The sequence below is a fragment of the Lachnospiraceae bacterium JLR.KK002 genome, from assembly GCA_036941025.1.
Taxonomy (GTDB): Bacteria; Bacillota; Clostridia; order Lachnospirales; family Lachnospiraceae; genus Petralouisia.
In genome coordinates this window covers 3,298,408-3,322,045 of record JAYMNP010000001.1, presented here as the reverse complement: position 1 = coordinate 3,322,045, position 23,638 = coordinate 3,298,408, and the positions used below count along the sequence as shown (strand labels likewise).

General features: G+C 45.0%; 22 protein-coding genes and 4 pseudogenes. 18 read left to right on the top strand and 8 right to left on the bottom strand.

Annotated elements, in window-relative coordinates; translation table 11 throughout:
• Positions 1-252: 252 nt before the first annotated feature.
• From ltrA to VSQ32_16180, 3 genes and pseudogenes are all read left to right on the top strand, one after another.
• Complete coding sequence (gene ltrA, locus VSQ32_16190) at positions 253-2,121, top strand: group II intron reverse transcriptase/maturase (GenBank protein ID MEH2944350.1); 1,869 nt, start codon at positions 253-255, stop codon at positions 2,119-2,121.
• A gap of 161 nt (positions 2,122-2,282) precedes the next feature.
• Positions 2,283-3,176 (top strand): annotated as a pseudogene (locus VSQ32_16185) (type IV secretory system conjugative DNA transfer family protein).
• Positions 3,177-3,279: 103 nt separating this feature from the next.
• On the top strand, positions 3,280-3,663 hold the full coding sequence (locus tag VSQ32_16180; protein ID MEH2944349.1) for a TnpV protein: 384 nt from the start codon (positions 3,280-3,282) through the stop codon (positions 3,661-3,663).
• 115 nt (positions 3,664-3,778) lie between these two features.
• Here the strand turns inward: VSQ32_16180 and VSQ32_16175 are convergent, their stop codons facing one another.
• Positions 3,779-4,636, bottom strand: coding sequence for a helix-turn-helix transcriptional regulator (locus tag VSQ32_16175; GenBank protein ID MEH2944348.1), 858 nt, complete (start codon positions 4,634-4,636; stop codon positions 3,779-3,781).
• Between the two features lie 205 nt (positions 4,637-4,841).
• Here VSQ32_16175 and VSQ32_16170 point away from each other — a divergent pair, with 205 nt between their 5' ends.
• The 7 genes from VSQ32_16170 to VSQ32_16140 all read left to right on the top strand — a co-directional run bounded on the left by VSQ32_16170 (position 4,842) and on the right by VSQ32_16140 (position 11,645).
• A complete protein-coding gene (locus tag VSQ32_16170) occupies positions 4,842-5,240 on the top strand; it encodes a hypothetical protein (protein ID MEH2944347.1) in 399 nt (132 codons plus the stop codon).
• Positions 5,224-5,529: a molecular chaperone gene (locus tag VSQ32_16165; protein MEH2944346.1), complete on the top strand. Its 306-nt coding sequence runs from the start codon at positions 5,224-5,226 to the stop codon at positions 5,527-5,529. The genes VSQ32_16170 and VSQ32_16165 overlap by 17 nt, the downstream gene beginning before the upstream one ends.
• Positions 5,530-6,015: 486 nt before the next feature.
• Positions 6,016-7,395: a serine/arginine repetitive matrix protein 2 gene (locus tag VSQ32_16160; protein MEH2944345.1), complete on the top strand. Its 1,380-nt coding sequence runs from the start codon at positions 6,016-6,018 to the stop codon at positions 7,393-7,395.
• A gap of 58 nt (positions 7,396-7,453) precedes the next feature.
• On the top strand, positions 7,454-8,080 hold the full coding sequence (locus tag VSQ32_16155; GenBank protein ID MEH2944344.1) for a CHC2 zinc finger domain-containing protein: 627 nt from the start codon (positions 7,454-7,456) through the stop codon (positions 8,078-8,080).
• Entirely contained in the window at positions 8,070-9,428 is a 1,359-nt protein-coding gene (locus VSQ32_16150; GenBank protein ID MEH2944343.1) for a virulence-associated E family protein, read from the top strand. The genes VSQ32_16155 and VSQ32_16150 overlap by 11 nt, the downstream gene beginning before the upstream one ends.
• A 278-nt stretch (positions 9,429-9,706) precedes the next feature.
• Positions 9,707-9,880 carry a hypothetical protein gene (locus VSQ32_16145; GenBank protein ID MEH2944342.1) on the top strand — a complete coding sequence of 58 codons (174 nt, stop codon included), beginning with the start codon at positions 9,707-9,709 and terminating at the stop codon, positions 9,878-9,880.
• A gap of 109 nt (positions 9,881-9,989) precedes the next feature.
• Complete coding sequence (locus VSQ32_16140) at positions 9,990-11,645, top strand: recombinase family protein (GenBank protein ID MEH2944341.1); 1,656 nt, start codon at positions 9,990-9,992, stop codon at positions 11,643-11,645.
• Positions 11,646-11,747: 102 nt separating this feature from the next.
• Here VSQ32_16140 and VSQ32_16135 read toward each other — a convergent pair whose 3' ends face one another.
• The 3 genes from VSQ32_16135 to VSQ32_16125 form a co-directional block, all read right to left on the bottom strand.
• Positions 11,748-12,116, bottom strand: coding sequence for a nuclear transport factor 2 family protein (locus VSQ32_16135; protein ID MEH2944340.1), 369 nt, complete (start codon positions 12,114-12,116; stop codon positions 11,748-11,750).
• A gap of 61 nt (positions 12,117-12,177) precedes the next feature.
• On the bottom strand, positions 12,178-12,708 hold the full coding sequence (locus VSQ32_16130; GenBank protein MEH2944339.1) for a GNAT family N-acetyltransferase: 531 nt from the start codon (positions 12,706-12,708) through the stop codon (positions 12,178-12,180).
• 24 nt (positions 12,709-12,732) lie between these two features.
• Positions 12,733-13,458 (bottom strand): hypothetical protein, encoded by a 726-nt coding sequence (locus VSQ32_16125; protein MEH2944338.1) that lies wholly within the window; start codon positions 13,456-13,458, stop codon positions 12,733-12,735.
• A 167-nt stretch (positions 13,459-13,625) separates the two neighbouring features.
• On the opposite strand from VSQ32_16125, the gene VSQ32_16120 reads away from it, so the two are divergent.
• From VSQ32_16120 to VSQ32_16090, 7 genes and pseudogenes are all read left to right on the top strand, one after another.
• The gene (locus VSQ32_16120; protein MEH2944337.1) at positions 13,626-13,844 is read left to right on the top strand and encodes a TraG family protein; all 219 of its coding nucleotides are present in this window, start codon (positions 13,626-13,628) and stop codon (positions 13,842-13,844) included.
• Between the two features lie 283 nt (positions 13,845-14,127).
• A pseudogene (locus VSQ32_16115) lies at positions 14,128-14,256 on the top strand (Maff2 family protein).
• A gap of 235 nt (positions 14,257-14,491) precedes the next feature.
• The gene (locus VSQ32_16110) at positions 14,492-15,061 is read left to right on the top strand and encodes a WHG domain-containing protein (protein ID MEH2944336.1); all 570 of its coding nucleotides are present in this window, start codon (positions 14,492-14,494) and stop codon (positions 15,059-15,061) included.
• 41 nt (positions 15,062-15,102) lie between these two features.
• Positions 15,103-16,494: a serine hydrolase domain-containing protein gene (locus VSQ32_16105; protein MEH2944335.1), complete on the top strand. Its 1,392-nt coding sequence runs from the start codon at positions 15,103-15,105 to the stop codon at positions 16,492-16,494.
• A gap of 86 nt (positions 16,495-16,580) precedes the next feature.
• A complete protein-coding gene (locus VSQ32_16100; protein MEH2944334.1) occupies positions 16,581-17,024 on the top strand; it encodes a sigma-70 family RNA polymerase sigma factor in 444 nt (147 codons plus the stop codon).
• Positions 17,011-17,223: a helix-turn-helix domain-containing protein gene (locus VSQ32_16095; GenBank protein ID MEH2944333.1), complete on the top strand. Its 213-nt coding sequence runs from the start codon at positions 17,011-17,013 to the stop codon at positions 17,221-17,223. The genes VSQ32_16100 and VSQ32_16095 overlap by 14 nt, the downstream gene beginning before the upstream one ends.
• A 161-nt stretch (positions 17,224-17,384) precedes the next feature.
• Positions 17,385-17,894, top strand: coding sequence for a helix-turn-helix transcriptional regulator (locus VSQ32_16090; protein ID MEH2944332.1), 510 nt, complete (start codon positions 17,385-17,387; stop codon positions 17,892-17,894).
• 227 nt (positions 17,895-18,121) lie between these two features.
• Here VSQ32_16090 and VSQ32_16085 read toward each other — a convergent pair.
• From VSQ32_16085 to VSQ32_16075, 3 genes and pseudogenes are all read right to left on the bottom strand, one after another.
• Positions 18,122-18,881, bottom strand: a pseudogene (locus VSQ32_16085) (ISNCY family transposase).
• A gap of 13 nt (positions 18,882-18,894) precedes the next feature.
• Entirely contained in the window at positions 18,895-20,118 is a 1,224-nt protein-coding gene (locus VSQ32_16080; GenBank protein MEH2944331.1) for a transposase, read from the bottom strand.
• A gap of 228 nt (positions 20,119-20,346) precedes the next feature.
• Positions 20,347-20,994: pseudogene (locus VSQ32_16075) on the bottom strand (transposase).
• Between the two features lie 172 nt (positions 20,995-21,166).
• Here VSQ32_16075 and VSQ32_16070 point away from each other — a divergent pair.
• Positions 21,167-21,445, top strand: coding sequence for a hypothetical protein (locus VSQ32_16070; protein MEH2944330.1), 279 nt, complete (start codon positions 21,167-21,169; stop codon positions 21,443-21,445).
• 331 nt (positions 21,446-21,776) lie between these two features.
• Here the strand turns inward: VSQ32_16070 and VSQ32_16065 are convergent, their stop codons facing one another.
• Positions 21,777-23,000 carry a transposase gene (locus VSQ32_16065; protein MEH2944329.1) on the bottom strand — a complete coding sequence of 408 codons (1,224 nt, stop codon included), beginning with the start codon at positions 22,998-23,000 and terminating at the stop codon, positions 21,777-21,779.
• Positions 23,001-23,638: the final 638 nt, after the last annotated feature.

The following is a 23,638-nucleotide window of genomic DNA, read 5'->3' as shown; positions in this document are numbered from 1 at the left end:
GTATATATGCACAGATAGAATTATCGGAACAAGGAAAGGCAGAGAGTCCTATGGATAATCCGGCGAAGAACAATAAGCGGATGAATCTCTGCTGAAAGGTCGTGGTCGAACTGTCGATGTTGCCTGCGAAAAAGAGGGCGACGGAGGAATGGCCACAAGTCAGGCAGAAAATCAGCAGTACACACTCTCTAATCATGCAGTCGAGTAAGAATAAGAAATTGTCACTCGAATCAATGAAATGGGGTGATGTACATGACACAAAAAGCTAAAAAAAGAAGCAAACTGCGCCATGCGGAATACTACGACATGCAGAACATCTTTGATGAACTGTATGCAAAAAGCAAAGATGGAGAAATATTCAATAATCTCGTGGAAATCATTGCGGCGCCAAATAACATCATGCTTGCTTTCAGAAATATTAAAAGCAATGATGGGAGCCATACCGCAGGCACAGATGGGAGAACGATAGAATCCCTGGCAGATATGTCAGAAGAAGATTTCGTCTCTCTTATTCAAAAACAGTTTACAAGGTATGTGCCAAAAACAGTAAGGAGGGTAGAGATTCCCAAACCAAACGGGAAATTTAGACCGTTGGGTATACCGTGTATCATAGACAGGATTGTACAGCAATGTATATTGCAGGTCATGGAGCCAATCTGCGAAGCAAAGTTTTATGAACATTCATACGGCTTCAGACCTTGCAGGAGTGCTGAAAACGCTGTCTCCTACGCTTACGGACTGGCTCAAAGGAATAAGCTCCACTATGTGGTAGACGTGGATATAAAGGGTTTCTTTGACAACGTAAATCATAGAAAGCTGTTACAACAGATATGGACGCTGGGTATACGGGATACCAAACTGATTCAGATAATCAAAGCAATGCTGAAAGCGCCAATTCAAATGCCAGATGGAGAAATCTTATATCCAGACAGGGGAACCCCTCAGGGCGGCATACTTTCCCCGCTGTTAGCCAACATTGTCCTGAACGAACTGGACTGGTGGATAGCGTCACAGTGGGAGGGTATGGCAGACCATATGAAGTCTCCTTGTAAGGTCACATATTATCCGAATGGGGCAGAGAAAAAGTGCAACAGCTACACGGCGCTCAAAAAGAGCAATCTCAAGGAAATGCGTATAGTCCGGTATGCAGATGATTTTAAAATCTTTTGCAGGAACCGTAAGGACGCTGACAGAGCATACCATGCGGTTAAGGACTGGCTGCTAAAGCGGCTCAAACTGGAAATTTCTGATGAAAAATCAAAGGTCACAAATCTCAGGAAAAGAGACAGTGAATTTCTGGGGTTCCGTATGAAGCTGATAAGGAAACGCAGGACATGGGTAATCAGTTCAAATGTCTGTGACAAGGCAATGTCGCATATGCAGAAAGAACTCTCAAAAGCAATTATAGAGATTCAAAACAGCAAGACAGCAAGTAATATAAAGAGCAACATTCACGAATACAACGCCAAAGTCATAGGTATGCAGAACTATTATTGCATTGCTACGAGGATAAATCTGAATTTCAGCCGAATGGCTCATGTGAATAACGGTCGTTTTCTCCATCGGATAGATGGATATAAAAAGCAGGGCGAGCTAAACAACAAATATTTAAAAAACCGGTATGGAAAATCGAAGCAAATGCGCTGGATTGGAGATACACCAGTAGTACCTCTGGCATATGTGCAGTTTAAAATACCAATGCGCAAGAGCAGGAAAATCAATCCATATACTCCGGACGGAAGAATGGAAATCCACAGCAATCTGAAACTGAATGTTGAAGATATGCTCTGGCTCATGCGCCACCCGGTAACAGGAGAAACGGTACAGTTCAATGATAACCGAATCTCTCTCTATGCCGGGCAGGAAGGTAAATGTGCAATCACTGGGGAACAACTGGAAGTGATTCACTGTATTTGTTACAGGAAATCAAATGAGTGTAAAAATGGCAGAGACAGTTACCGTAATCTGTTGCTTTTATCGCCTGCCGGATATGAATTTATCTCAACAACAGACAGTATAAAGTTCGCTACACTGACAAAGAAGTATGAATTGAATAAGGCACAAATTACTAAGGTAAACAAACTGCGTGTTACCGCAGGGTTGGCAGAAATGTCAATGTAAATCGTAACAAACTGATTTAGCTAATGTGAAAAAGTGAGTGTGTATCACTGCTGAAACTATGCTTGATGGGGCGCCGGATGCGGTGAAAGTCGCATGTCCGGTGCTAGCCGGGGGAAAAGCTGGAGATAACATCAAAGGCTTACCTATCGGAACCTCTCGTTTATATCCGGAGCGAGAAGGACATTTTGAAACTTGTAAACACAATCATTCTAAACACCAAAGGGGAGGGGCAGCAATCCGGCGAGGATTTTTGGGTGAAAGCCGAAAAGCTCTATTATACCGCACTGATCGGGTACATCTGGTATGAGTGCGTGGAGGAAGAACAGAATTTCACTACCCTGCTTGACATGATAAATGCCAGTGAAGCGAGGGAGGATGACGAGGAATTTAAAAATCCCGTTGATTTGATGTTCGATGAGCTGGAGGAAAGAGAGCCGGAGCATTTTGCAGTAAAGCAGTATAAAAAATACAAACTGGCGGCGGGCAAGACAGCGAAAAGCATCTTAATTAGCTGCGGCGCACGTTTAGCCCCCTTTGACATCAAGGAGCTGCGTGACCTGACAAGCTATGACGAGTTGGGACTGGATATGATTGGGGATGAAAAGACAGCGCTGTTTGTCATTATCTCCGATACCGATGACACGTTCAATTTTATTGTGTCTATCATGTATACGCAGCTTTTCAACCTGCTCTGTGACAGGGAGGACGATGTGTATCATGGCAGGCTGCCCGTCCATGTGCGCTGCTTGCTCGATGAGTTTGCCAATATCGGGCAAATACCAAAATTTGAGAAGCTGATTGCCACAATCCGAAGCCGGGAAATATCGGCTTCCATTATCTTGCAGTCAAAGTCGCAGCTTAAAGCGATTTATAAGGACAATGCCGACACCATTGAAGGGAATTGTGATACCACCTTATTCCTCGGAGGGAAGGAAAAGACCACCTTAAAAGAGATGGCGGAAATTTTAGGTAAGGAAACGATAGACCTTTACAATACCTCTGACACAAGGGGTACGTCGCAGTCCTACGGTTTAAATTATCAAAAGACCGGAAAAGATATGCCATACTTGTTCGTGAAGAGTTCAGTTGCCTTATAAATTCGCATGAACAGGGACACGAACAACTGGATTCTGGAAAACTGAATACAGGAGGTCACAAATGAAAGAACTGCCAGAAAGAATCCATGACGATACCAACGGTCTTGACTACGTTCTTGTGGGTGATTATTACATTCCCGCCCTGCGGCTGACGGAGGAATCCCGCCCAATCGGGCATTGGGGGCGCAGGCGTAAAGCCTATCTGGAAGAAGCCCGCCCCGCCCTTTATTGCAGCCTGCTGTTGTCAGGGAAACTCTGGACGCACCTTGCCGACGTGGACGAGCAGGCACAGGAGCGGCTTGACCTTATCATGGAGCAGATGAAAGCCGCCGAGGGCGTGACGGAGAAATTGAAAGCGGATGACCAGCTTGAATGGGTGCGCCGCTGCAATTCTATCCGCAACCGGGCGGAGGAAATTATCTATGCGGAACTGGTCTATGCGTAATGCGGCTGGCTCCTGTCTGGAAAAAGCGGCTCTAAAGCCGGAAAATTGAACATGGGACACACGATACAAGAGGACTGCTAACCCGGATTTTACGGGGATGGCAGCCCTTTTTGCGTCATTCTTTCGCTTTCTTCTTCCCAAACAGGGACAGCAGCTTTGATTTTCCACGCTGGCTGGCAGACACGGGGAGAAGGGGGGATTTCTTGAACACACGGGCAAGGGTGGCACGCTCCTCTTCCGGGAGGCTCATATAGTCAATGCCGAATACCCGGCAGATAGTAAACGCCCGTTTTTCGTCCGCCGTGCCTTTGTGCATGAGGGCGTCCAGCAGTATCACTGGGATATTCCGGGCGAAATCCGCTGCGGGGGTTTCCAGTTCGGCGGTGGTCTTGTCGGATTCGTGCCGGGTGCGGAGGTCTTTGACAATCCGGTCAAGGTCGTCATGGATGACATGGCTGAAAAACAGTTCCTCGCTGACCTGCCCTAATTCTAAAGTACGCATATAGAGGTCGTTTTCAGGGGGCTGCCGCTGTTCCATGACGGACTGCCTTGCTTTTTCCAGAACTAAGTTCATGTCATGGATACGCATATCCGCAATCCGGTCAATGCAGACTTCCATATCCGTCAGCAGGCGCAGGAATCCGGGATGGCAGACAAACTCACAGAGGAGCCGGTTGTTCAGTGCGCCGCTTTTTAACAGGTCAACCGTGGAATCATTCAAGTGCAGCTCATGCAGGGCGGTGTTCGGGTGGTTCTTATTTTCGGTCAGCCCCATGAGGTAGTCCATGGAAAGACCGTAGTATTCCGCCAGCTTTGCAAGGTTGAACGGGCTTATATCCGTGCATTTGTCGGATTCATATTTTCCCAGCGTGGCCCTTGCTATGCCTGTCGCCTTTTCCAGTTCCGCAAGCGTCATGTGGCGGCTGGTTCTCTCGTCTTTTAATTTTTCCTGAAGCGTCAGTTTTATATACATTGCGCCCCTCCTCTCAAAACAGGGTCTGTGTCCATTATAGCACGGGGCATTTCCGAAAGCGTAGAAATTTTTGGTTTTCACGGATTTTTCCAGCCTTTCGGACATGCGGGGGAAGCCGGTTTATTTTGATAAGATTTCAGTGTCACAGGACATTGAAAACAGAATGACCGGCTGCAAGTGATACCGTTCCCGGAGAAGTAGTGCCATGACAGGAGCATACCAAAGGAACGGAAAACGCTGGGGTGATTCCGGGCAGGAACGGATTGCAGGCAAAACGGCAGGGAAACAAACTATCAATTATGGAGGAAGGAACATGAAGTTAAGCATTGAGGAAAAGAAGATTTTATATGCCTTCGGGTGCGGGAGCCATGAGAACACCGTCCGCAGGCTGAAATGGGTCACTGCCCTGACGGTGGATGAAAAGGTGAAACGCCGGGTGCTGTGCCTGGCAAGGAAGCTGGATGACGGCGGAGCCGGGGAATGGTATCCCTGTTTTTACCGTCATCTCCGTTTGGAAATGGAAAGTTATTTTGAAGCAAAGAAGCATATCCGCATGGTGGAAAAAAGCACAGACTGGGAGGGATTTTATGGGAAAGCCGTCTAAGTATGAAAAGGAAACGATTGTTAACTTCAACGAGGGTGAGAAGGAAGCCAGTATTTACACATTTAATGCGGACTTGAAGCGGCATCTGGCGGAGTTCAGCAAAAAATATCCGCTCCTGTGCCATTTGGAGAAGTCCACGCCGGAAGGGAGCGTGGCCTATGTTCTGGATAAGTCCCGGCTGTCTATCCGGCTGGTTCCTCCTTACAGTGAGGAACGGCGGGCGGCGGCGAGGGCATATGCCAAAGAACACGGCTTCAAGCCCTTGCCGGGCGGGAAGGATATTGCCTGATTTGGGGGCGTTTTACGGTCAAAACAACGGGTGCGGAGCCGGTATTTTCCCCGTGGTTCACGGTGGAGGTATCAGACATCAGGGAAGCCCCGGACGGCGGAAATGCCTGTTTTGGGCGTGTTTTTCCGGCTGTCATGGGGCATGGCTGCGGTTTCTGTGGGAAATCAGAACGAGCGCGGCGCGTTCTGATTTTCTGATACGGAAAAAGGGAGCCGTCTTTGACGTGGGCGGGCGCAGCGCACTCACGTTGGCGGCAACCTTTTATGCGGGGTACAGGGGCGCAGCAGCCCTGTTGGGGTCAAGGGGCAACGCCCATTGGCGGGTTAAGGGCGGCAGTCCTTATCGGGTCAAGGGTGAAACGCCTTGCCCAGCTAGAGTTGGCGCCTGCGCCAATTCGTACTGGGTATTATCTGGCGCAGAAACCGGCAGATTCGGCAGCAAAGCTGCCTTTCCCGCAGAGAGAAACTTGAAAAGAAGGAGGACAGGATGAAGCTGACCAGACACAACGGCAGGGCCGGGAAAAACGGCGCTTACAATCCCAAACACAATGACCGGAGATTTGACGTGGCAAACAGTGAACATATCGACACGGAGCGGACAAAACAGAATATTTACTGGGACTGCTACACCGGCTTATCCTCCGCCCGGACAAGGGAGAGGGGCGGGGAAAACGATTATTCTTTTGAGAAGATTGAAAGGATTTATTACTATGAGCATTATGCTGACCATGTGCAGGCACAGAACGGGCGGAACGAAAAAAACAGGCATACTGAGCGCAACCGGACGGTGGATGACCTGCTCACCAGCAATAAGACCTGCCCGGAAGAAAGCATTTACCAGATTGGCACAGTAGAGGAATCTGTTCCGGGGGAGCTGCTGGCAGAGATTGCAGTGGAATTTTTTGCGGAGATGGAGGAAAGGTTCGGCTCCCACGTCCACATATTGGACTGGGCGCTCCACCTTGACGAAGGCACTCCGCATATCCATGAACGCCATGTATTCGATTGCAAAAACAGGTATGGGGAATTATGCCCCCAGCAGGAAAAGGCGCTGGAAGAACTGGGGGTGCCGCTCCCTGACCCGGATAAGAAGAAAGGCAGGAACAATAACCGCAAGCAGACCTTTGATGCGGAGTGCCGGAAGATGCTTTTTCGCATTTGTGCGAAGCACAGTTTACATTTGCAGACAGAGCCGAGTTACGGCGGCAGGGGCTATCTGGAAAAGCAGGACTTTATCATTGAAAAGCAGAAAGAAGCAATCTCCGCACAGAGGGAAATTTTCACACAGAATACCAGAGCCATAGCAGAGCAGGAAAAGAGGTTTGATAAAGCCGCAAAAGCTGTTTCCGAGAAAGAAAAGGAACTGGAAAAACAGGAGGGGCTGATTGAGGAAAAGGAGCGGGAACTCTCTGAAAAACAGGCAGCCCTTGCCACGGTCACCATGAAGATTGCAGACATAGAATCGCTGGTGGAGGAAGTGGCGGACACGGCTTATGAGAAAGCCTGCGAAGTTGTGGCGGATACCGTCCGGGCGGAAACGCAGAAGGAGGACATCCGGGCGGTGGAGGATTACAAAAAGTGGCTGGCTTCGCCGGAACGGAAAGCCCCGCAGGAGAAAAGGGATTTCGCCGTGAAGTGCCTGTGTACGGTTCAGGAGCAGCTTAAAAATGCGGCGCAGAAAGTGTTAAGGAAAGTCCAGTCGGCGCTCCAAAAACCGGAGGTGAGCCGTGCAAATAAGGAGCAGATTAAAGAGAAGGCGAGGGAATCCATGAAGGACAGGCTTGCAAGGGGGAAAATGGAAGCAGACCGGGCGAACCGGGAGCGCAGGAACGTAAGGGCAGCAACAAAAAAAGAGATGGAGATTTGAAGCATTTGCTTTCCGTGTGGAGATGGCAGATGCTTTTTTATTTCCGGGAAGGGACGGTATGAATGTATTTGAAGCAGTAAAGGAAAATGTAACGGCAAGGCAGGCGGCGGAGCATTATGGAATCCGGGTAGGGAGAAACGGCATGGCGTGCTGCCCGTTCCATGATGACAGGAATCCCAGCTTGAAGGTGGATAAGCGGTTCCACTGCTTCGGCTGCCAGGCGGACGGGGACGTGATTGACTTTGTGGCAAGGCTTTACGGGCTGCCCGGTCTGGAAGCGGCGAAAAAGCTGGCTTCAGATTTTGGCATTTCTTATGACAGCCGGGGGCGGGCTTCCCCAAAACCGGCAAGACGGAGCGTGTCGGCAGAACTGCGGTTCTTGCAGGCGGAGCGGAAATGCTTCCGGGTGCTTAGTGATTATCTCCATCTGTTGGAGCGGTGGGAAACGGCATATGCGCCGAAATCGCCGGGGGACGGGTGGAACCCGCTGTTTGTGGAAGCCATGCAGAAACGGGAGTATGTGGGTTATCTTTTAGACACGCTGCTGACCGGGACAAAGGAGGAAAAAGCCGCAGTCATCACGGGGCATGGGAAGGAGGTGGAACGGATTGAGCGGAGGGTATCAAAGTTTGCCGCCAGAGGTCAGGCAAGCCGTGGGAACAGCCATAGACAGCATGGACGGTGAAAAGACGGTGGGGGAAGTCCGGCAGATGCTGGAAACCACCCAGAAGGGGCAGACCGCCAACACGCCGGGGAATTACAGGGCGGTGTTTTTGCATGACCCGCTGCTTCGAGGGGCGTTCAGCAGCAACCTCCTGACTGACCGGGTTGACATTGTGAAGCCCCTTGGCTGGTATCGGGACGGGAACCGGCTGACGGACGTGGATATTCAATATTTAGTTCTGTATTTGGAGGAACACTACGGGCTGACATCAGAGAAGCGGATTGAGGGGGCTATCAAGGTAGCCGCCAATGAATACCGGTATCACCCTGTCCGTGATTACCTGAACAGCCTGCAATGGGACGGGACGGAGCGGGTGCGCTATGCCCTGCGCCATTTCCTCGGTGCGGAGGTGAGCGATTACAATTACGAAGTCCTCCTGCTGTTCATGCTGGGGGCGGTGGCACGGGTATTCAAGCCGGGGACAAAGTTTGAGGTCATGCTCTGTCTGGTGGGCGGCCAGGGAGCCGGGAAGTCCACCTTCTTCCGGTTCCTTGCTGTCCGTGATGAGTGGTTTTCCGATGACCTGCGGAAGCTGGACGATGACAACGTATACCGGAAACTGCAAGGGCATTGGATTATTGAAATGTCAGAAATGATTGCCACGGCGAACGCAAAGAGCATTGAGGATATTAAGTCCTTTTTGAGCCGCCAGAAGGAAACCTACAAAGCCCCTTATGAAGTCCACCCAAAAGACCATAAGCGGCAGTGCGTGTTTGCCGGAACTTCCAACACGCTGGACTTCCTGCCCCTTGACCGAACCGGGAACCGGCGTTTCCTGCCGGTGCAGGTGCAGGCGGAAGCGGCGGAGGTTCACATTCTGGAAGATGAAGCCGCTTCCAGAGCCTATATCGGGCAGATGTGGGCGGAGGTCATGGAGGTTTACCGGAAGGGGGATGTAAAGCTGAAATTAAGCCCGGCAATGGAGAAATATCTGAAAGAACACCAGCGGTCATTCATGCCGGAGGACACCCTCGCCACCCGGATTCTGAACTTTTTGGACGGGTACGGAGGGAAGATGGTCTGCTCCCTGCAAATCTACCATGAAGGGCTGGGACACCCGGATTATGAGGAACCGAAGCAGTATGACATTCGTGATATTAACTCCATCATGAAGAATTATGCGGCGGGCTGGAAAGCCTTTGAGAATCCACGGCATTTCCCGCCGCCCTATAACCGGCAGAAGGGCTGGGAACGGGCGGAGCCGCCTGACAACGGAGGGCATGGGAAATCGGGTTTCCAGCCTTTGCCCGAAGGGGAGGCCGTCCAGCTTGGGCTGCCAAAGGAATGGCTGGAAGGGGGAAAAGCGTAGCCGGTTGCCGGCTGGTTGCCCCTCCCGTTGTCAGGCCCGTTGCCGGGAAGAGAGGCTGCAAATGCCGTATTTCCGGGCTTTTTCTTTTCCTGACAACGAAAGCAACGGAAAAATAGAAAGAAAATCAATCAGAACAGAAAACGGAAAGCCGGGTTTTGTGTGCGGAGTTTTTTAACGTCCGTTGTCAGCCCCCGTTGTCAGGCTCCCGCCTGCCCGGCAGTCCACGCTATCACACCCGGACGGAAACGCTCCGGGTATCTTTATGGAGGGAAATGCCTATGGCAAAACAAACAGTTTATCCGGCGCAGAACCGGAAGAAAAATAAAAAAGTACAGTTTATCGTGTCCCGTGAGTTTGCGGGAAGCCAGACCATGCGGGAAGCCTTTGAGCAGCTTATTGAACGGCAGACCTGTGAACGGTTTGAGGAATGGCAAAAACGGCAAGCCAGCTAAAGGACGGAAACCGGAGAAAAACCGGGAATCTTGCAGAAAACAGTTGAAAGAATGGCGGGGGCATGGTATTATCATAGTATCGTGTCCCTGTTCATAGAAGGAGAAGCCTATGAGCAGGAAAAATCATCTATTGAATCAAAAAATAACCGCCCTCTATTGCAGGATTTCCCTTGATGACGGCAGCCAGAATGAGAGCATGAGTATCTCGAACCAGAAGCTTTTGCTGAAGGATTACGCTGAAAAGAACGGTATGCCCCGGTATGAGTATTACGTTGATGACGGGTATACGGGAAGGAATTTCAACCGCCCTTCGTTTAAGCGTCTGATTGCCGACATTGAAGCGGGGAAGGTCGGCTGCGTGATAACCAAAGACCTGTCAAGGCTTGGGAGGAACTACATTGAAGCGGGCAGTTATATCGAAATCTTTTTCCCAAAGCACAATGTAAGGTATATTGCGGTCACGGACGGCGTGGACAGCCTGACCCGTCAGGAGATGGATATTACGCCGTTCAAAAATATCCTGAATGACATGTACAGCCGGGATATTTCAAAGAAAGTGCTGGCTGGACGAATGACACGCTCCCGCCAGGGGAAGTTTTGCGGCGGGCAGCCGCCCCTTGGTCTGATGCGTGACCCGGAGGAAAAGGGGCATCTTATCCTTGACCCGGACACTGCGCCGACTATCCGTAAAATTTTTGACCTTGCCTTAAACGGCTGGGGGTGTATGCGGATAGCCAAACAACTGATGGAGGATAAAATCCCCATCACACGGGTAAAAAGCAATACGGAATGTGACGTGAATTATTATTCGTGGGGGAGCGCAAGGATTAGCCATATCCTGCGGAACCCATTTTACAAGGGCGCACATCTTGTCTGCCAGACACACCAGAAGGAAATCCGCTCCAATACCTATGACATCATTCCCCGTGAGGAATGGGAAGTGCTTGAGGGCTGCCATGAAGCTATCATAAGCCCGGAGGACTGGGAGAAGGTGCAGGAACTCATTGACCGCCGCCCTCCCATCATGGAGGGGAACGCCTGCCCCTTCTATAACCTGTTCCACGGCATTATCTACTGCGCCACCTGTGGGAAGTCCATGCAGGTACGCTATGAGAAAGTGGGCAGAACCGGGAAGAACCGCTTTACCGGCGAGGAACGGGAGCCGATAGACAAGGCGTATTATATCTGCCAGACGTATAACCGGCTGGGGAAGAACGCCTGCACCAGCCATAAGGTGGAAGCAAGGGATTTGTATAATCTTGTATTGAAGGATATTCAGGAACTTGCGGCAATGGCGTTGAAAGACGTGGAATCGTTCTACCAGCGGATTAGCAGCCGCATGGAGCGGCGGTATCTGGCGGACGCTTCGGAGATGGAGAAGGAACGGGAGCGGTTGGAAGCAAGGAACCGGGAGATTGACGATATGTTCCTGAACCTGTATACCGACAAGGCAAAGGGAATCCTGTCCGAGCAGCGGTTTGTGAAGCTGACGGCGGCAATGGAGCGGGAACAGGAGGAAAACCAGAAGCAGCTTAAAGAACTGGCACTCTCCCTGCGCCGCTCCAACGAGCAGGAAAGCGATGTCCGCACCTTTATCCGGGAAATCCGGCAGTACGCCGCAGTCCGGGAACTGGACGAGGGTATCTTGAACCGCCTTATCAGCCGGATTCTGGTGGGTGAGGTGAAAAAGGTTGACGGGGAGAAATTTCAGGAAATCAAAATCATTTATAACTTTGTCGGTGAGATACCGGCGGTAACAGAATAACGGCAATGCCCTTCTCTCTTTCCGGGGGAAGGGTTTTCTTTCCGCCTGCACATGAAAAAGAAGCCGGTTCTCTATTCTCCGGCTTCCAGAATAAACTGGGATTTATTTGATAGGTGTCCCAATGCGTTTATCCAATCTCCATTGTGGTGCCATTCCATCATCGGCATAGTATTCGTCCATTGCTGTAATTTTATCGTTTTTTGTTTGAATAAACGAAGTCACATGAAAAGAAATACTTCTATCTTTGGGATAGATACGAACAACTGTAATAATTAAGTCATTCACAATCTCTACTCTTTCAACGAGTCCGTCCCATTCTCCGGGGTACTCACAATTCGCAACAATATATTCATCCACCGTAAAATGCTCGTTGGTGCAATGCCAATTTACATAGGCTTCTGCATGAAAGTATTTTCTAATTTCTCTTTCATCTTGGGCAAGAACGGCTTTCCAAAATTGTTCTATATTCATAATTTTCTCCTTTAAATTGCGATTTCCCAGTATGTCAAACTGGAAATGGTTGAGAAAGACACTATATTGAAATCCAAAATCTTTGAATAATGCCACTTTTACTTAATCCCACTGTATCAACAATTTCATTTTCCATCACTCCACCGTTTTTAATAATCGTCCTTTGCGAAGCTACATTTCCCTTATCGCAGGTTACTAAAACCTTGCTTTCTCCAAACGCACGGCAAAAAGGTAAAACTAATCCCAGCATTTCAGACGCATAACCTTTTCGTCTTTCTGACGGACGAACACTATATCCAATATTACCCCCAAAATTTTTGAGAAAATCCGATAATGGGTGTCGAAAATCAATCATACCAACAACAAAATCGTCTTTTCGCCTTACCGCTAAAAACACTTCTGATGGAACATATCCGCTTTTATATTTTTCTCTTAATCTTCTCTCAAAGTCAATCCACTCATCAAATGATTGGACATCTTCAAGACCTGCACAACCATCAAAACTATCTCCACATTGTAACATTTCTTCTTTATATGACATGACTTGTTCTGCATATAGTTTAGATGGCCTAACCAACATCAATTCACGCATCACATTCATCCTCACAATTTGAATTTATGAACTCAATGCCGTTATCCAGGTAATTTCTTTCTTCAATTTCTTATATGAAGGTTTACTGGAAAAGAAATTTCGTCTGCGTTCAATCATATCCCATACCATTTTATACGCTGTTTCTTCCGATTCTAGTTCAGGACAAAGATGTTCAATACAATGATTATATAATTCTTCATGCCATTTGATATACAGTTCTCCTACATAAAAGGAGTCCTTGAGTATCTGGAGAAAATGGTTAAAGTAATCTTTCCCTTCTTCAAAATCTCTTTTCAAAAAGCAAAGCATCGCTAATTCGTATACTTCCCAGAACACTCTGTTTTCCGGTATATTATTTAACTGGCTTTCCATTTGTTCTTTTGCATAATCCATATCACGAAACAGACGATATTCCCTTACTTTTTCCATGGCAATCTCTGCAAGATGTTCCATCTTTTCAGCAAAGGCAGCATCATCACCTGTATATGATACATATCCCGCTTTACTTACACGATATCCGATGTTAAACGCTAATGTTTCATTTAAAGCTTTACTGGATTCCCATAAAAAACCAATTCCAACATTCAAATATGAACCTTTGTCATAGGCACTAGGCTGAAATTCTATCTGTATTACAAAGTACCCGTTATCATCAATCCAATTTCTGGAAACTCCCACTCTAAAAAGTCCTTCGGGGGCGAGCATTTTCTTGGCTGTTACATTTACTATTTTATTATGTTGTCCTGCCATTTTTCCTCCAAGTAATAATTCTTCCACAAATCCCGAATTTGTTACTGCGTTCAGTTTATCACATTTATAGAACATCTACAAGATTCCGTGTATGAAAAAGCAAAAAGAATGAATTCTTCACTTGACAATGTGGCAAAGAATTGATGTCGATGGATGAGATTTCGGTTATGGATGGTGGAAAATGTATTATGCAGCTTAGAGGGGTTAGACCATTCTTCTCCAATAAGTTTGACATCACAAAGCACAGGCAGTACCGGCTTCTGTCCGATTTTGATGACAAGAACGCCTTAGACATCGAAAAATATGTGAAAAACCTGTGTAAAGCAAGAGTCAGGGACAATGACACCATTGATGAGGTGGAGGATGCGGGCGTGATTGAAGCATGACAACTGAATATGGAAAAAACTGAATAGGGAACTTGTAAACCAGCAACAGGACTTCTGGACAAAAAGTCCAAAAGTTACGGAAACGGAGTTTTGAATGTACTTGGGAAAGGACAAAACAAAGCGTCCGGCATAGCCAATCGCCAAACTGAATATGCCGGATGCCCGCAGGGTTCTTCCTAAAGGATTGCCCTGTCTTTATCTTAGCATAAGGCAGGGCATTTTACACGAAAAACTCTTTCGGAAACCAGACAAAATTATTTTTGAGAAAGAAAGAGGTAGAAACATGGCATTTTTTACAACAGCGGTAACAGGATTAAAGACAGTCGTAACAGCAATCGGAGCAGGCGTGGGCGTATGGGGCGTCATCAATCTTCTTGAGGGATACGGAAATGATAATCCGGGCGCAAATGCTCATGTATGGTAAAGAAGCAAGCAACCGAAAACAAGAGATAGACCGCCAGCACCACACTATTCCGAATCAAAGAAACCAAAGACCAAAAGACAAGCATTGTGGTAAAATCTAAACTTTTGGATTTTTCCACGAATGCCTACGACTACGGAATCCCCTTCCAATTACTAATATCTTGACATAACTAATATGATTTGTTAAAATACAAATCGAAGTAAACAAAAGGAGGTGCTTTATTTTGCCCAAAATAAAAATTGATAAAGAATCGGTTATCAAAGAAGCCGCATATATGGCAAATACGATAGGCATAGAAAACTTATCCTTAAAAACGCTTGCAGCGCAATTAGGTGTTAAGTCCCCATCGCTTTATAACCATATTGACGGGTTTGACGACCTAAAACAGCAGCTTATGCTTTATGGTTGGAAAGAATTAGAGAACAGAATTATTGAAGCCGTAATAGGACTTTCTGGATATGATGCGATTAGAGCTATGTGCTACGCTTTCCATGAATATGCAATAGAGAATCAAGGAGTTTTTAGTACTATGCTTTGGTACAATCAGTTTGAAAATGAACAGATGAACGAAGTGACTTCAAAAATGTTTACAATTTTTTTCAAAGTAACTAAGTCGCTAAATATTTCACAAGATAATTGTGTTCATTTAGTCAGAATGTTTAGGAGTTTTTTAGAGGGCTTTGCATTGCTTGAAAATCATAACGCATTTGGTAATACACAGTTGATAAAAGATAGTTTTGAATTATCAATAACTATTTTAATTGAGGGGACAAAAAAATTAGAGGGGAAATGATAGCGAATGGTATATCAGAATAAATTGAGGGGAACGGTTTTATGAATCGAAAAATCAGACAGATTATTTGTGTAATACTGTCACTAATTTGTGTTGTTTCTATATGGTATAAGCCTGTTTTGGCAAATGAAAAAAGTAGCAATTATAGCGATATTGACAGCCGGTTAAAAAAAGAAATAAAAGAATTGCATATTCCCGGAATGGCGATAGCCATTGTAAACTATAAAGAGGTACTGTTTTCTAAAACTTATGGAAATTGCGATAATTTAGATACGCCTTTTATTATAGGTTCCTTGAGCAAATCATTTACAGCATTAGCTGTTATGCAGCTTGTGGAAGAAGAAAAAGTAGATTTAGACACAAAAATATCTGATTATATTGATACCTCTGCCTATTTTATAAATGCGTCCGACGGAGATAGAATTACTATAAGACAGCTTTTGAATCAGACAAGCGGTTTAGGTACATATCAGCGTTTTGGAAATGCAAAAATAACAGAAAGTTACGGACAACATCAATATGCAAATATCAATTATGGATTGTTAGGAGAAATTATAGAAGCAGTCAGCGCAATTAGCTATTCAGAGTATATGGATAAAAACATTTTCTCTCCACTAAGTATGAGCCATACGGCAGCAACACTTATACAAAGCAAAGAAAACGGATTGATAACAGGGTATCGAAATTATTTTGGACTTCCGATTGCGGGAGAACCGGACTATCCCGATAAATATTCATGGTCTACCGTTCCGGCAGGTTATTTAAGTTCCAGTGTATCAGATATGGCAAAATATCTGCAAATGTATCTAAATGGCGGAATGGGAATCGTCAGTCAAAACAGTTTAAATGCTATGCTTTATGACAATGTATATGTAGATGGTGACAGCCCCTATTATTATGGAATGGGGTGGACTTTGACGGAGGAATATACAGAGCCTGTATTGGGGCATTCCGGACTGGTTGAGAATTATATGTCAAATATGTTTCTATTGCCGGAAAGCGGATTAGGAATCATTTTCCTCATCAATATGAACGATTATCTTGTCACGAACCAACTGGCGGATATTATAAGCAAAAATGTGATATTTGCTCTTTTGGGCAGAGAACAATATGATATATCTGGCAGCCCGTATATTGTAAGACACCTATTGCTGAATGGGGCATATTTAGCGTTGGTTGCAGTGGCGGTATATCCAATAGCAACAATAAGAAAATGGAAAAAAAAGAAACAAACAACGAGACTGATACTCTTTGACATTACAAGGCATGGCATATTGCCACTACTGTTACTCTGTTTGCCCTATATGGTAGGGATTCCATTATGGGTAGTATGGTATTTTGTAAAAGACTTGTTCCTTGTTTTGTTGGTAAATTCAAGTCTGCTTTTGGTTATGGGATTATACAAAATATTATTTGCGGTATTTAAGACATAACAGACTACGTGCGGTTATTGCTCTGAATTATAAAATACAACTGTAAACTATGCAATGCCCTATGTGGGAGAAAGAGGGAATTATTTATGGCTTGCACAGAAGCATACAAGGAGCATATCGAATACACATTTAATGCCTTTTGCAGAGTAGTCATACACTATGCAGCTATCAACGCATGGCGTGACAGGGATAAGCGGCGGCAAAGGGAAATATCCTTTGAATACCTCACCGAAGAAAAGTTTTACCCATTCAGTACAACAGATAAATATTTTATAGACCCTTGTAAGCAATACCCTGTTACGATATGCGGTCAGAGGGTTATCCTTACGAGCGGGGAGCTTGCCGAAGCCCTGTCCTCTCTGCCGGAGAAAAAGAGGGAAATCATCTACCTTTACTTTTTTGGACGTTACACACAGCAGGAAATCGGAGAACTATACGGACGCTGCCGGAGTACGGCGTGGCATCACATACACAGTGCTTTGCAAATGCTGCATGAAGAAATGGAGGTGCTTTTCCATGAGGAATCCTAAACTTGTGCCGTATGAAACTATTGTCAGAGCAACCAGCGGAGAGCCGGAAGCCATTGACGAGGTTTTACGGCATTATGGCAAAAGAATCCGGCTTGTTTCCCTTGAAAACGGACAGGTCAACAAGGACACCGAGGACAACATAAAACAGCGTCTTGTCGCTGCCCTGTTCAAATTCCGTTTTGATGAACGGGAAGTATAAGAAATTACTTCCATTTTTGGAAAAACGGATATATAATAAAGCAACAGCAAATCGGAATCGGTAGACATACCTTGTCGGGTAATAAAATAAGGCATTTCTCGCTTTGTGTCCTGTTTTTTATCGGGCAGTTTTGATAGGATTTTTCTGAAAGGAGGAAAAGCATGAACCAAGAAAAAATCGGAAAATTCTTAAAAGAACTCCGTAAGCAAAAAGGACTTACCCAAGAACAGATTGCAGAAAAATTTAATGTATCAAACAGAACAATATCCCGTTGGGAGAATGGCAACAATATGCCGGACTTAGATATTTTGATTGAAATATCAGATTATTATGAAGTTGACTTACGGGAAATTCTAAACGGAGAAAGGAAAAGCGAGAATATGGATAAAGAAATGAAAGAAACTGTATTGCGGGCAGTGGATTATACAAACGCAGAAGCGGAACGCTACAATAAGCGTGTACGGATATGCAATGGGATAGCAATGCTTTTAGTATTAGCCTACACTATCATTAAAGGAACAAGTCTTTATGATAATCCGACAGTTATGGCTGGACTGGATATTGTACAGGGATTTGCAGTCGGAATGCTTTTGGTGGGTTTGCTATATTCAAGCCGCTATGGTGCGAGGATTAGAGCATTCAAAAAACGACTGATGAAAAGGCAAGAATAAATCGAATAGGTAATTGCGAAACAAGTTCAAAATCTTGATTCCAATAGGGCAAAGGCCCGGTTGAGCCGGACTTACAGGAGGTGGATGTGGATAACAAGGATTTTAAGACATGAAAACAAAGCAGATAAGGATATCTGCCCGTGAAATGGTATGCGGTATGTAAGGTTATGCAATCAGAGGTTTTAAACTGCGGATATATTCATGCCTGTGCAGTTTATCAGCCACCATTACAGTAATAAGCTGGGTAATCCCGGCGAGAAGCAGGTCAGCATGAAGCGTTTTTTCATTCTGCGTTTTACGCCCGGCAACACAGAAGCTGTCCTTGAAATGGTTGATTGATTTCTCAACAGTTACCCTGATCTTATAGGTGGAATCCCATCCGGCCGTACCGCGGAGTGTACCGGGATAGGCGCGCAGGTTTTTCTCGGGATAAATATAAAACATCCTGCCGCAGGGGGATTCCGTACAGGGATTTTCACAGTGGCAGACGCGTTTTGATTTCTTTGTAAGTTTGTTCCACTCCCATTTCATTTTCGGGCATACAAACTTCATGGTTGGCAGTCCGCAGCGGAGATGGGATTTGCTTCCTTCCCGTTTCATTGGAAGGGATGGGTCTTTGGGGCAGCAGGGGATGCCGTCCTTATTCAGCGGGCAGTCGGATTTTGGAAGGGAGATTCTGCCGTTGAGGGGAATGTAAGCCTGCTCAAAGGAAGCTTCCTGTAACAGGTATTTGTAGATTTCAATGGAATCAAATGCGGCGTCTCCCAGAAAAGTTTTCGGATTGATAAGCGGATGCTTGCGAAAGAAATCCTTTAAAGTGGGAATCAATGCCCTGGAATCGGCAAGACTCTTATCTTCATCCGGGGAATCAGATTTTTTTCCAACAATGATGTCAGGATGAGCCGCAAGAAAGTCCTTGTTATAAAAGGAAATATCCCGGACAATGCCGAGTCCGTTGGTAATAATGCCGAATTTATAAGCATAACACCACTTTACAACTTTATAAATAATATCCCTGATGCTGAATCAGTTGTTTTAAAACCTTAATGATAGCTTTTGATTTTATGTGTGTTTCGGCTTTTTTCACGAAAATGGAATAAAATACCTGCTGGCGAATTTGTTCGCTCAGTACGAAACGAAATTCCTGGACGCTTTCTGTCTGGTATTTGGAAAACGTCTTGTCCTGATACGGCAAAAGTTTCATTGCACAATACGCTATGTTGATTAGATTGACAAGCATTTCTATTCCTTTGCGGCTCCGCACCATGTAGCTGCATAATGACCAGAAGGTTTTCTGTTCGTAATAACTAACTTCGATGTTCCACCGAAAAGCATAAAGCATCAGAGGTATAAACTGCATACGGCTGCTTCCTGTCTGATTCAGTGGGGATTTTTCCTGCCAGGCACAGAATATTTGCAGCTGTTCTGGAAAAACTGTGCTGAAATATAAACGCCTGCCACCATTTTCCTTGTCCGCTGATGTAACATATGCCAAGACTGTCCTTTTGCCAAAAATGTTTGTAAGGACACGGCGCACAGCCATGTAATAGCCTCCAATTTTTTCATCAGACAGAGTAAAATCATCCTGGATGGAGAGCCTGTCGCCATGCGTTGCAGGACGTCCTCTTTTTCCCGTCCGCTGTGGCGGCAAATCATAAATGACGGAATCAAGCCTTGCATTTCCTATAAGGTCAAGGTTTTCATATTCGTCCACGATAGAAACAAGGCTCTTTTTTACATACCAGCTGTCACAAAGGAGGACGACGTTTTTCTTTGTACGCAAGACAGGCATTACATGCCGCACCATAGATGCAGCCAGTTCCAGTTTGGATTCCTTTTTCTGCCACATGCGATATCCGAGCGGTACGCACAGATAGTGAATCCTGTCCTTATTCCATACAGGGACACAGAGCATTACGCTCACAAAACAGTGTCCATTCAGGTAATTAGAGCCATTATGCGCAGCATGGTCAAAAAGCTTTGAAGCATCCTCAAATTTTTTGCCGAATTTTGCAATCATTGTATCATCAATACACAGGAAGACAGGCTGAGAGGACAATTTTTCCGGTATGAGCTTTAAAGCCATACCAGCAGTGACATTCATAAATCTGGAAAAATCAGCTTTTGCATAAGAACATGCATAGTAAAATGCATTCAGGGATTTTTCTGTAATCCCTGATAAAAAATGTCTGTACAGCGAACGGATGGAACCTGCTGACTCCATAGCAAGGATAGATAACACCAGCAGGAACAAGGTTTCAATAGTTGGTAAGGAAAAAGTTTTAAAATAAATATAAAAATAATGGTACAGTCTACCAATTAGATTGTTTTCGTTGTATAATAAGTCTGACGTACAAGGTCACCATCTTTCGTATAGTTTTGTGTGCAAACTTATTATACATTAGAAAGTGCCTTGTGCGTTATTTTATTTTTCAAAAAGTTGTAAAGTGGTGTAAGCATAACAGAAATGCCCGTTAATGTACATCTGCTGAATGGCTGGACTGGCGGCAGCATGGGAAGGCATGGAGCCGTAGGCGGCTTTATAAGGGTCAAAGGAATCGTCCATCCCTTTTGCTTTTTTGAAGGCTTTCAGCTGTTTGATGATACGGTTGGCATATTTGGGATTGTTTTCTGTAACCCATGCCTCAATGCCGGAGGTGTCAAAGAGAAGCATGGAAGCTTTCTGTGTATCAATACAATGGCAGATTGGTTCGGTCAAGTCAACAAGATGATCGAACATGGATTGTAAGTCCGATAAAAAATCCTGTTTGAACCGGGTGAATTTAGAGGCGTCCGGGACAACGTCAAACCCGCAGAAGTCCCGCAGTTCCTGAGAGTATTTCAGGAATACGATCAGCAGGGATGTTGTTGGGATTGAGAAGATAAGCTGTAGTAACAGAGCCTTCAGCATTGGGTAAAGCAGATGCCTGCGGGGTCTGCCGGTGGCAGCATGAAAATGAGAAACAAAAGACACCGGAACAATTTCATCAAGGTTGATGGTTTCATCGAGTATGGAAAGAAACGCATATTTATCGTTATCAAATTTATTTTGGCAATCGGTAAAAATATCTGCCAAAGAGAGCTGTTTATGTGTTATCATATAGATACGACTCCTTTACTGGTGGATATGGATAATTGTTACTGGACATTTCAATTATACCACAGACCAGTGAGGAGTTGTTTTATTTTGTAACAAAGAGAATCCCGTATTTATGTGGGTTCTGGCGTTTCGCAAACGCCTAATAAATCGAAGTTTGAAAGGAGTAACAGACATGGAATTTCCTTTTTATGATTCACCCGATACTGCTACGATTATCTGTTGTCATATATTGGAGCGTCAGGCACCTATTCTATATGTATCACATGATGAAGATGACGGAATGTGGCAATTTCTATGCGGGGAAACACACGAAACAGATGAAGCAAAGTTAGTGTCTTTAAAATGGGTTTTTGATTTAGATAACTCTGTTAGTACCTTAAAGGATATGCCTTGCGGTTACTATGCAGAAAGGAAAACCCAAGATGACGATTGGATTATCAGAAAGCGATAACTTCCTAATTGGACAAAATCGCTGCGCCACAGCCATGGCAGGCCATCGCGCAGCGATTTTGTTCAATAGGAATTTTCAAGGCTAAGGAGAATGTATAATGAGTAAAGTGAGTAGACAGTTTCTATAATAAAGCAGCAACAAATTCAATCGAGATTTGGAGGTATTAGCGTGAAAAAAATATATTGTATTATAGCACAGTTGATATTGTTGCTATGGTTTTTTTTGGCTATGACAGGATTGTGCTTTGGAAATAAATGTTTAGTTTCGAGGTCATATAAAGATGATGGTATATTTTTTCTAATTTATTTAATAGTACACCACTTTACAACTATTATAAATAGCGCTCCTTTTGCTGAACAAGGTATTTTAAGGCTCTCATAAGGGCAGATGATTTTATTATACTTTCGCTCTTTTTCACGAAAGTGGCAAAAAATACCTCCTGCCTGATCCGCTCGCTGAGCACAAACCTGAAATCCTGTGCGCTTTCCCTACGGTACTTTGAAAATGCTTCATCCTGATATGGCAGCAGTTTCATCGCACAATAAGCTATGTTGATCAGATTAACCAGCATTTCAATCCCTTTCCGGCTGCGCACCATATAGCTGCATAGTGACCAGAAGGTTTTCTGTTCGTAATAGCTGACTTCTATCTTCCATCTGAATGAGTACAGGAACAAGGGGATGTAATCCATCCATGCACTCCCCGTCTGGTTCAGGGGGGTCTTTTCCTGCCATGCACAAAAAATCTGCAGCTGTGTGGGGAAAACCGTACTGAAGAACAGGCGCCTGGAACCGCCTTCCTTCTCTGTGGCTGTCACATAGGCAAAAACTTCCCTTGTGCCGAAAATATTTGTAAGGACACGGCGCATCCCAATATAATAACCGCCTATTTTTTCATCCGAAAGTGTAAAATCTTTTTCCGCCGAAAGACGTTTCCCATGTTTTGCAGGCCTGCCCCTTTTTCCGGTCGGCTGCGGGGCAAGGTCATAAAGGACAGAGTCATACCTTGCATTTCCGATTAGGCCAAGGTTTGGGTATTCATCCACGACAGAAACCAGATCCCCTTTTGTATACCAGCTGTCGCATAGGATAATGACATTCGCCTTTTCCTGTAATTCAGGCATGGCCTGGCGTACCATGGAAGCAGCCAGCTTTAATTTTGACTCTTCTTTCTGCCACATACGGTAGGAAAGCGGAAACGCCTGGTAAACAATCTTGCCTTTATCCCACATTGGCACACAGAGCATGACACTTACAAAGCAGTGCCCATTCAGGTAGCCGCTGCCGTTGTGCGCGGAATGGTCAAAGAGTTTTGAGACATCCTCAAATTTCTTTCCATATTTGGGAACAATGGTATCATCCATGCATAAAAAAACGGGCTGCGTCTCTAAGGATTTCGGGATTAGTTTCAATGCCATAGATGCTGTTGCATTCATAAACCTGGAATAATCCACTTTGGCATAGGAGCAGGCATAGTAAAAGGCATTCAGGGATTTATCTGTTAGCTTTGACAGGAAATGTCTGTAAAGGAAACGGATGGAATCCGCTGACTCCAGTGTCAGTATGGACAGCAGGAGCAGGACCAATGTCTCGGCTGTAGGAATGGAACAAGCCTCAAAATAAATGTAAAAATAATGATAAAGTCTACCAATTATAGTTTTTTCGTTGTATAATAAGTCTGTCGTACAGGATCACTTTCTTTCGTATTTTTTTGTTTGCAAACTTATTATACATCAGAAAGTCCTGTATGACATTTTTTTTATGGAAAAGTTGTAAAGTGGTGTAATAGTAGTGATATTGTTCATTGTTAAAGAACAAATTGGTAAATGGTTTGTAATTGTATGGCTTACGATGTGGTTTGCGATACAGTTTATCTGCCATGAATGGTACACTATTTTTAATAAAGGATTTATGGGTACATTAGAAAGAAAAATTGAATATTTTTCAGGCACAATACAGTGGTTACAAATAGAAGGCAAATATATACCCGATGTATATCATGCTATATTGCATATTCTCATATTGTGTACCTTAATCAGCACCATTGTATATTCCATAAAATCACAAAAAAAGAAATAGAAATTCTGGTTTGTGGAATTATAGCCAGCTAAAAACTGAATAACCGCCGCTACATAGAACGGCACACCAAGACAGGAAATCAAGAAAAGGTTTCCTGTTTTTTTGCGCTCATTTT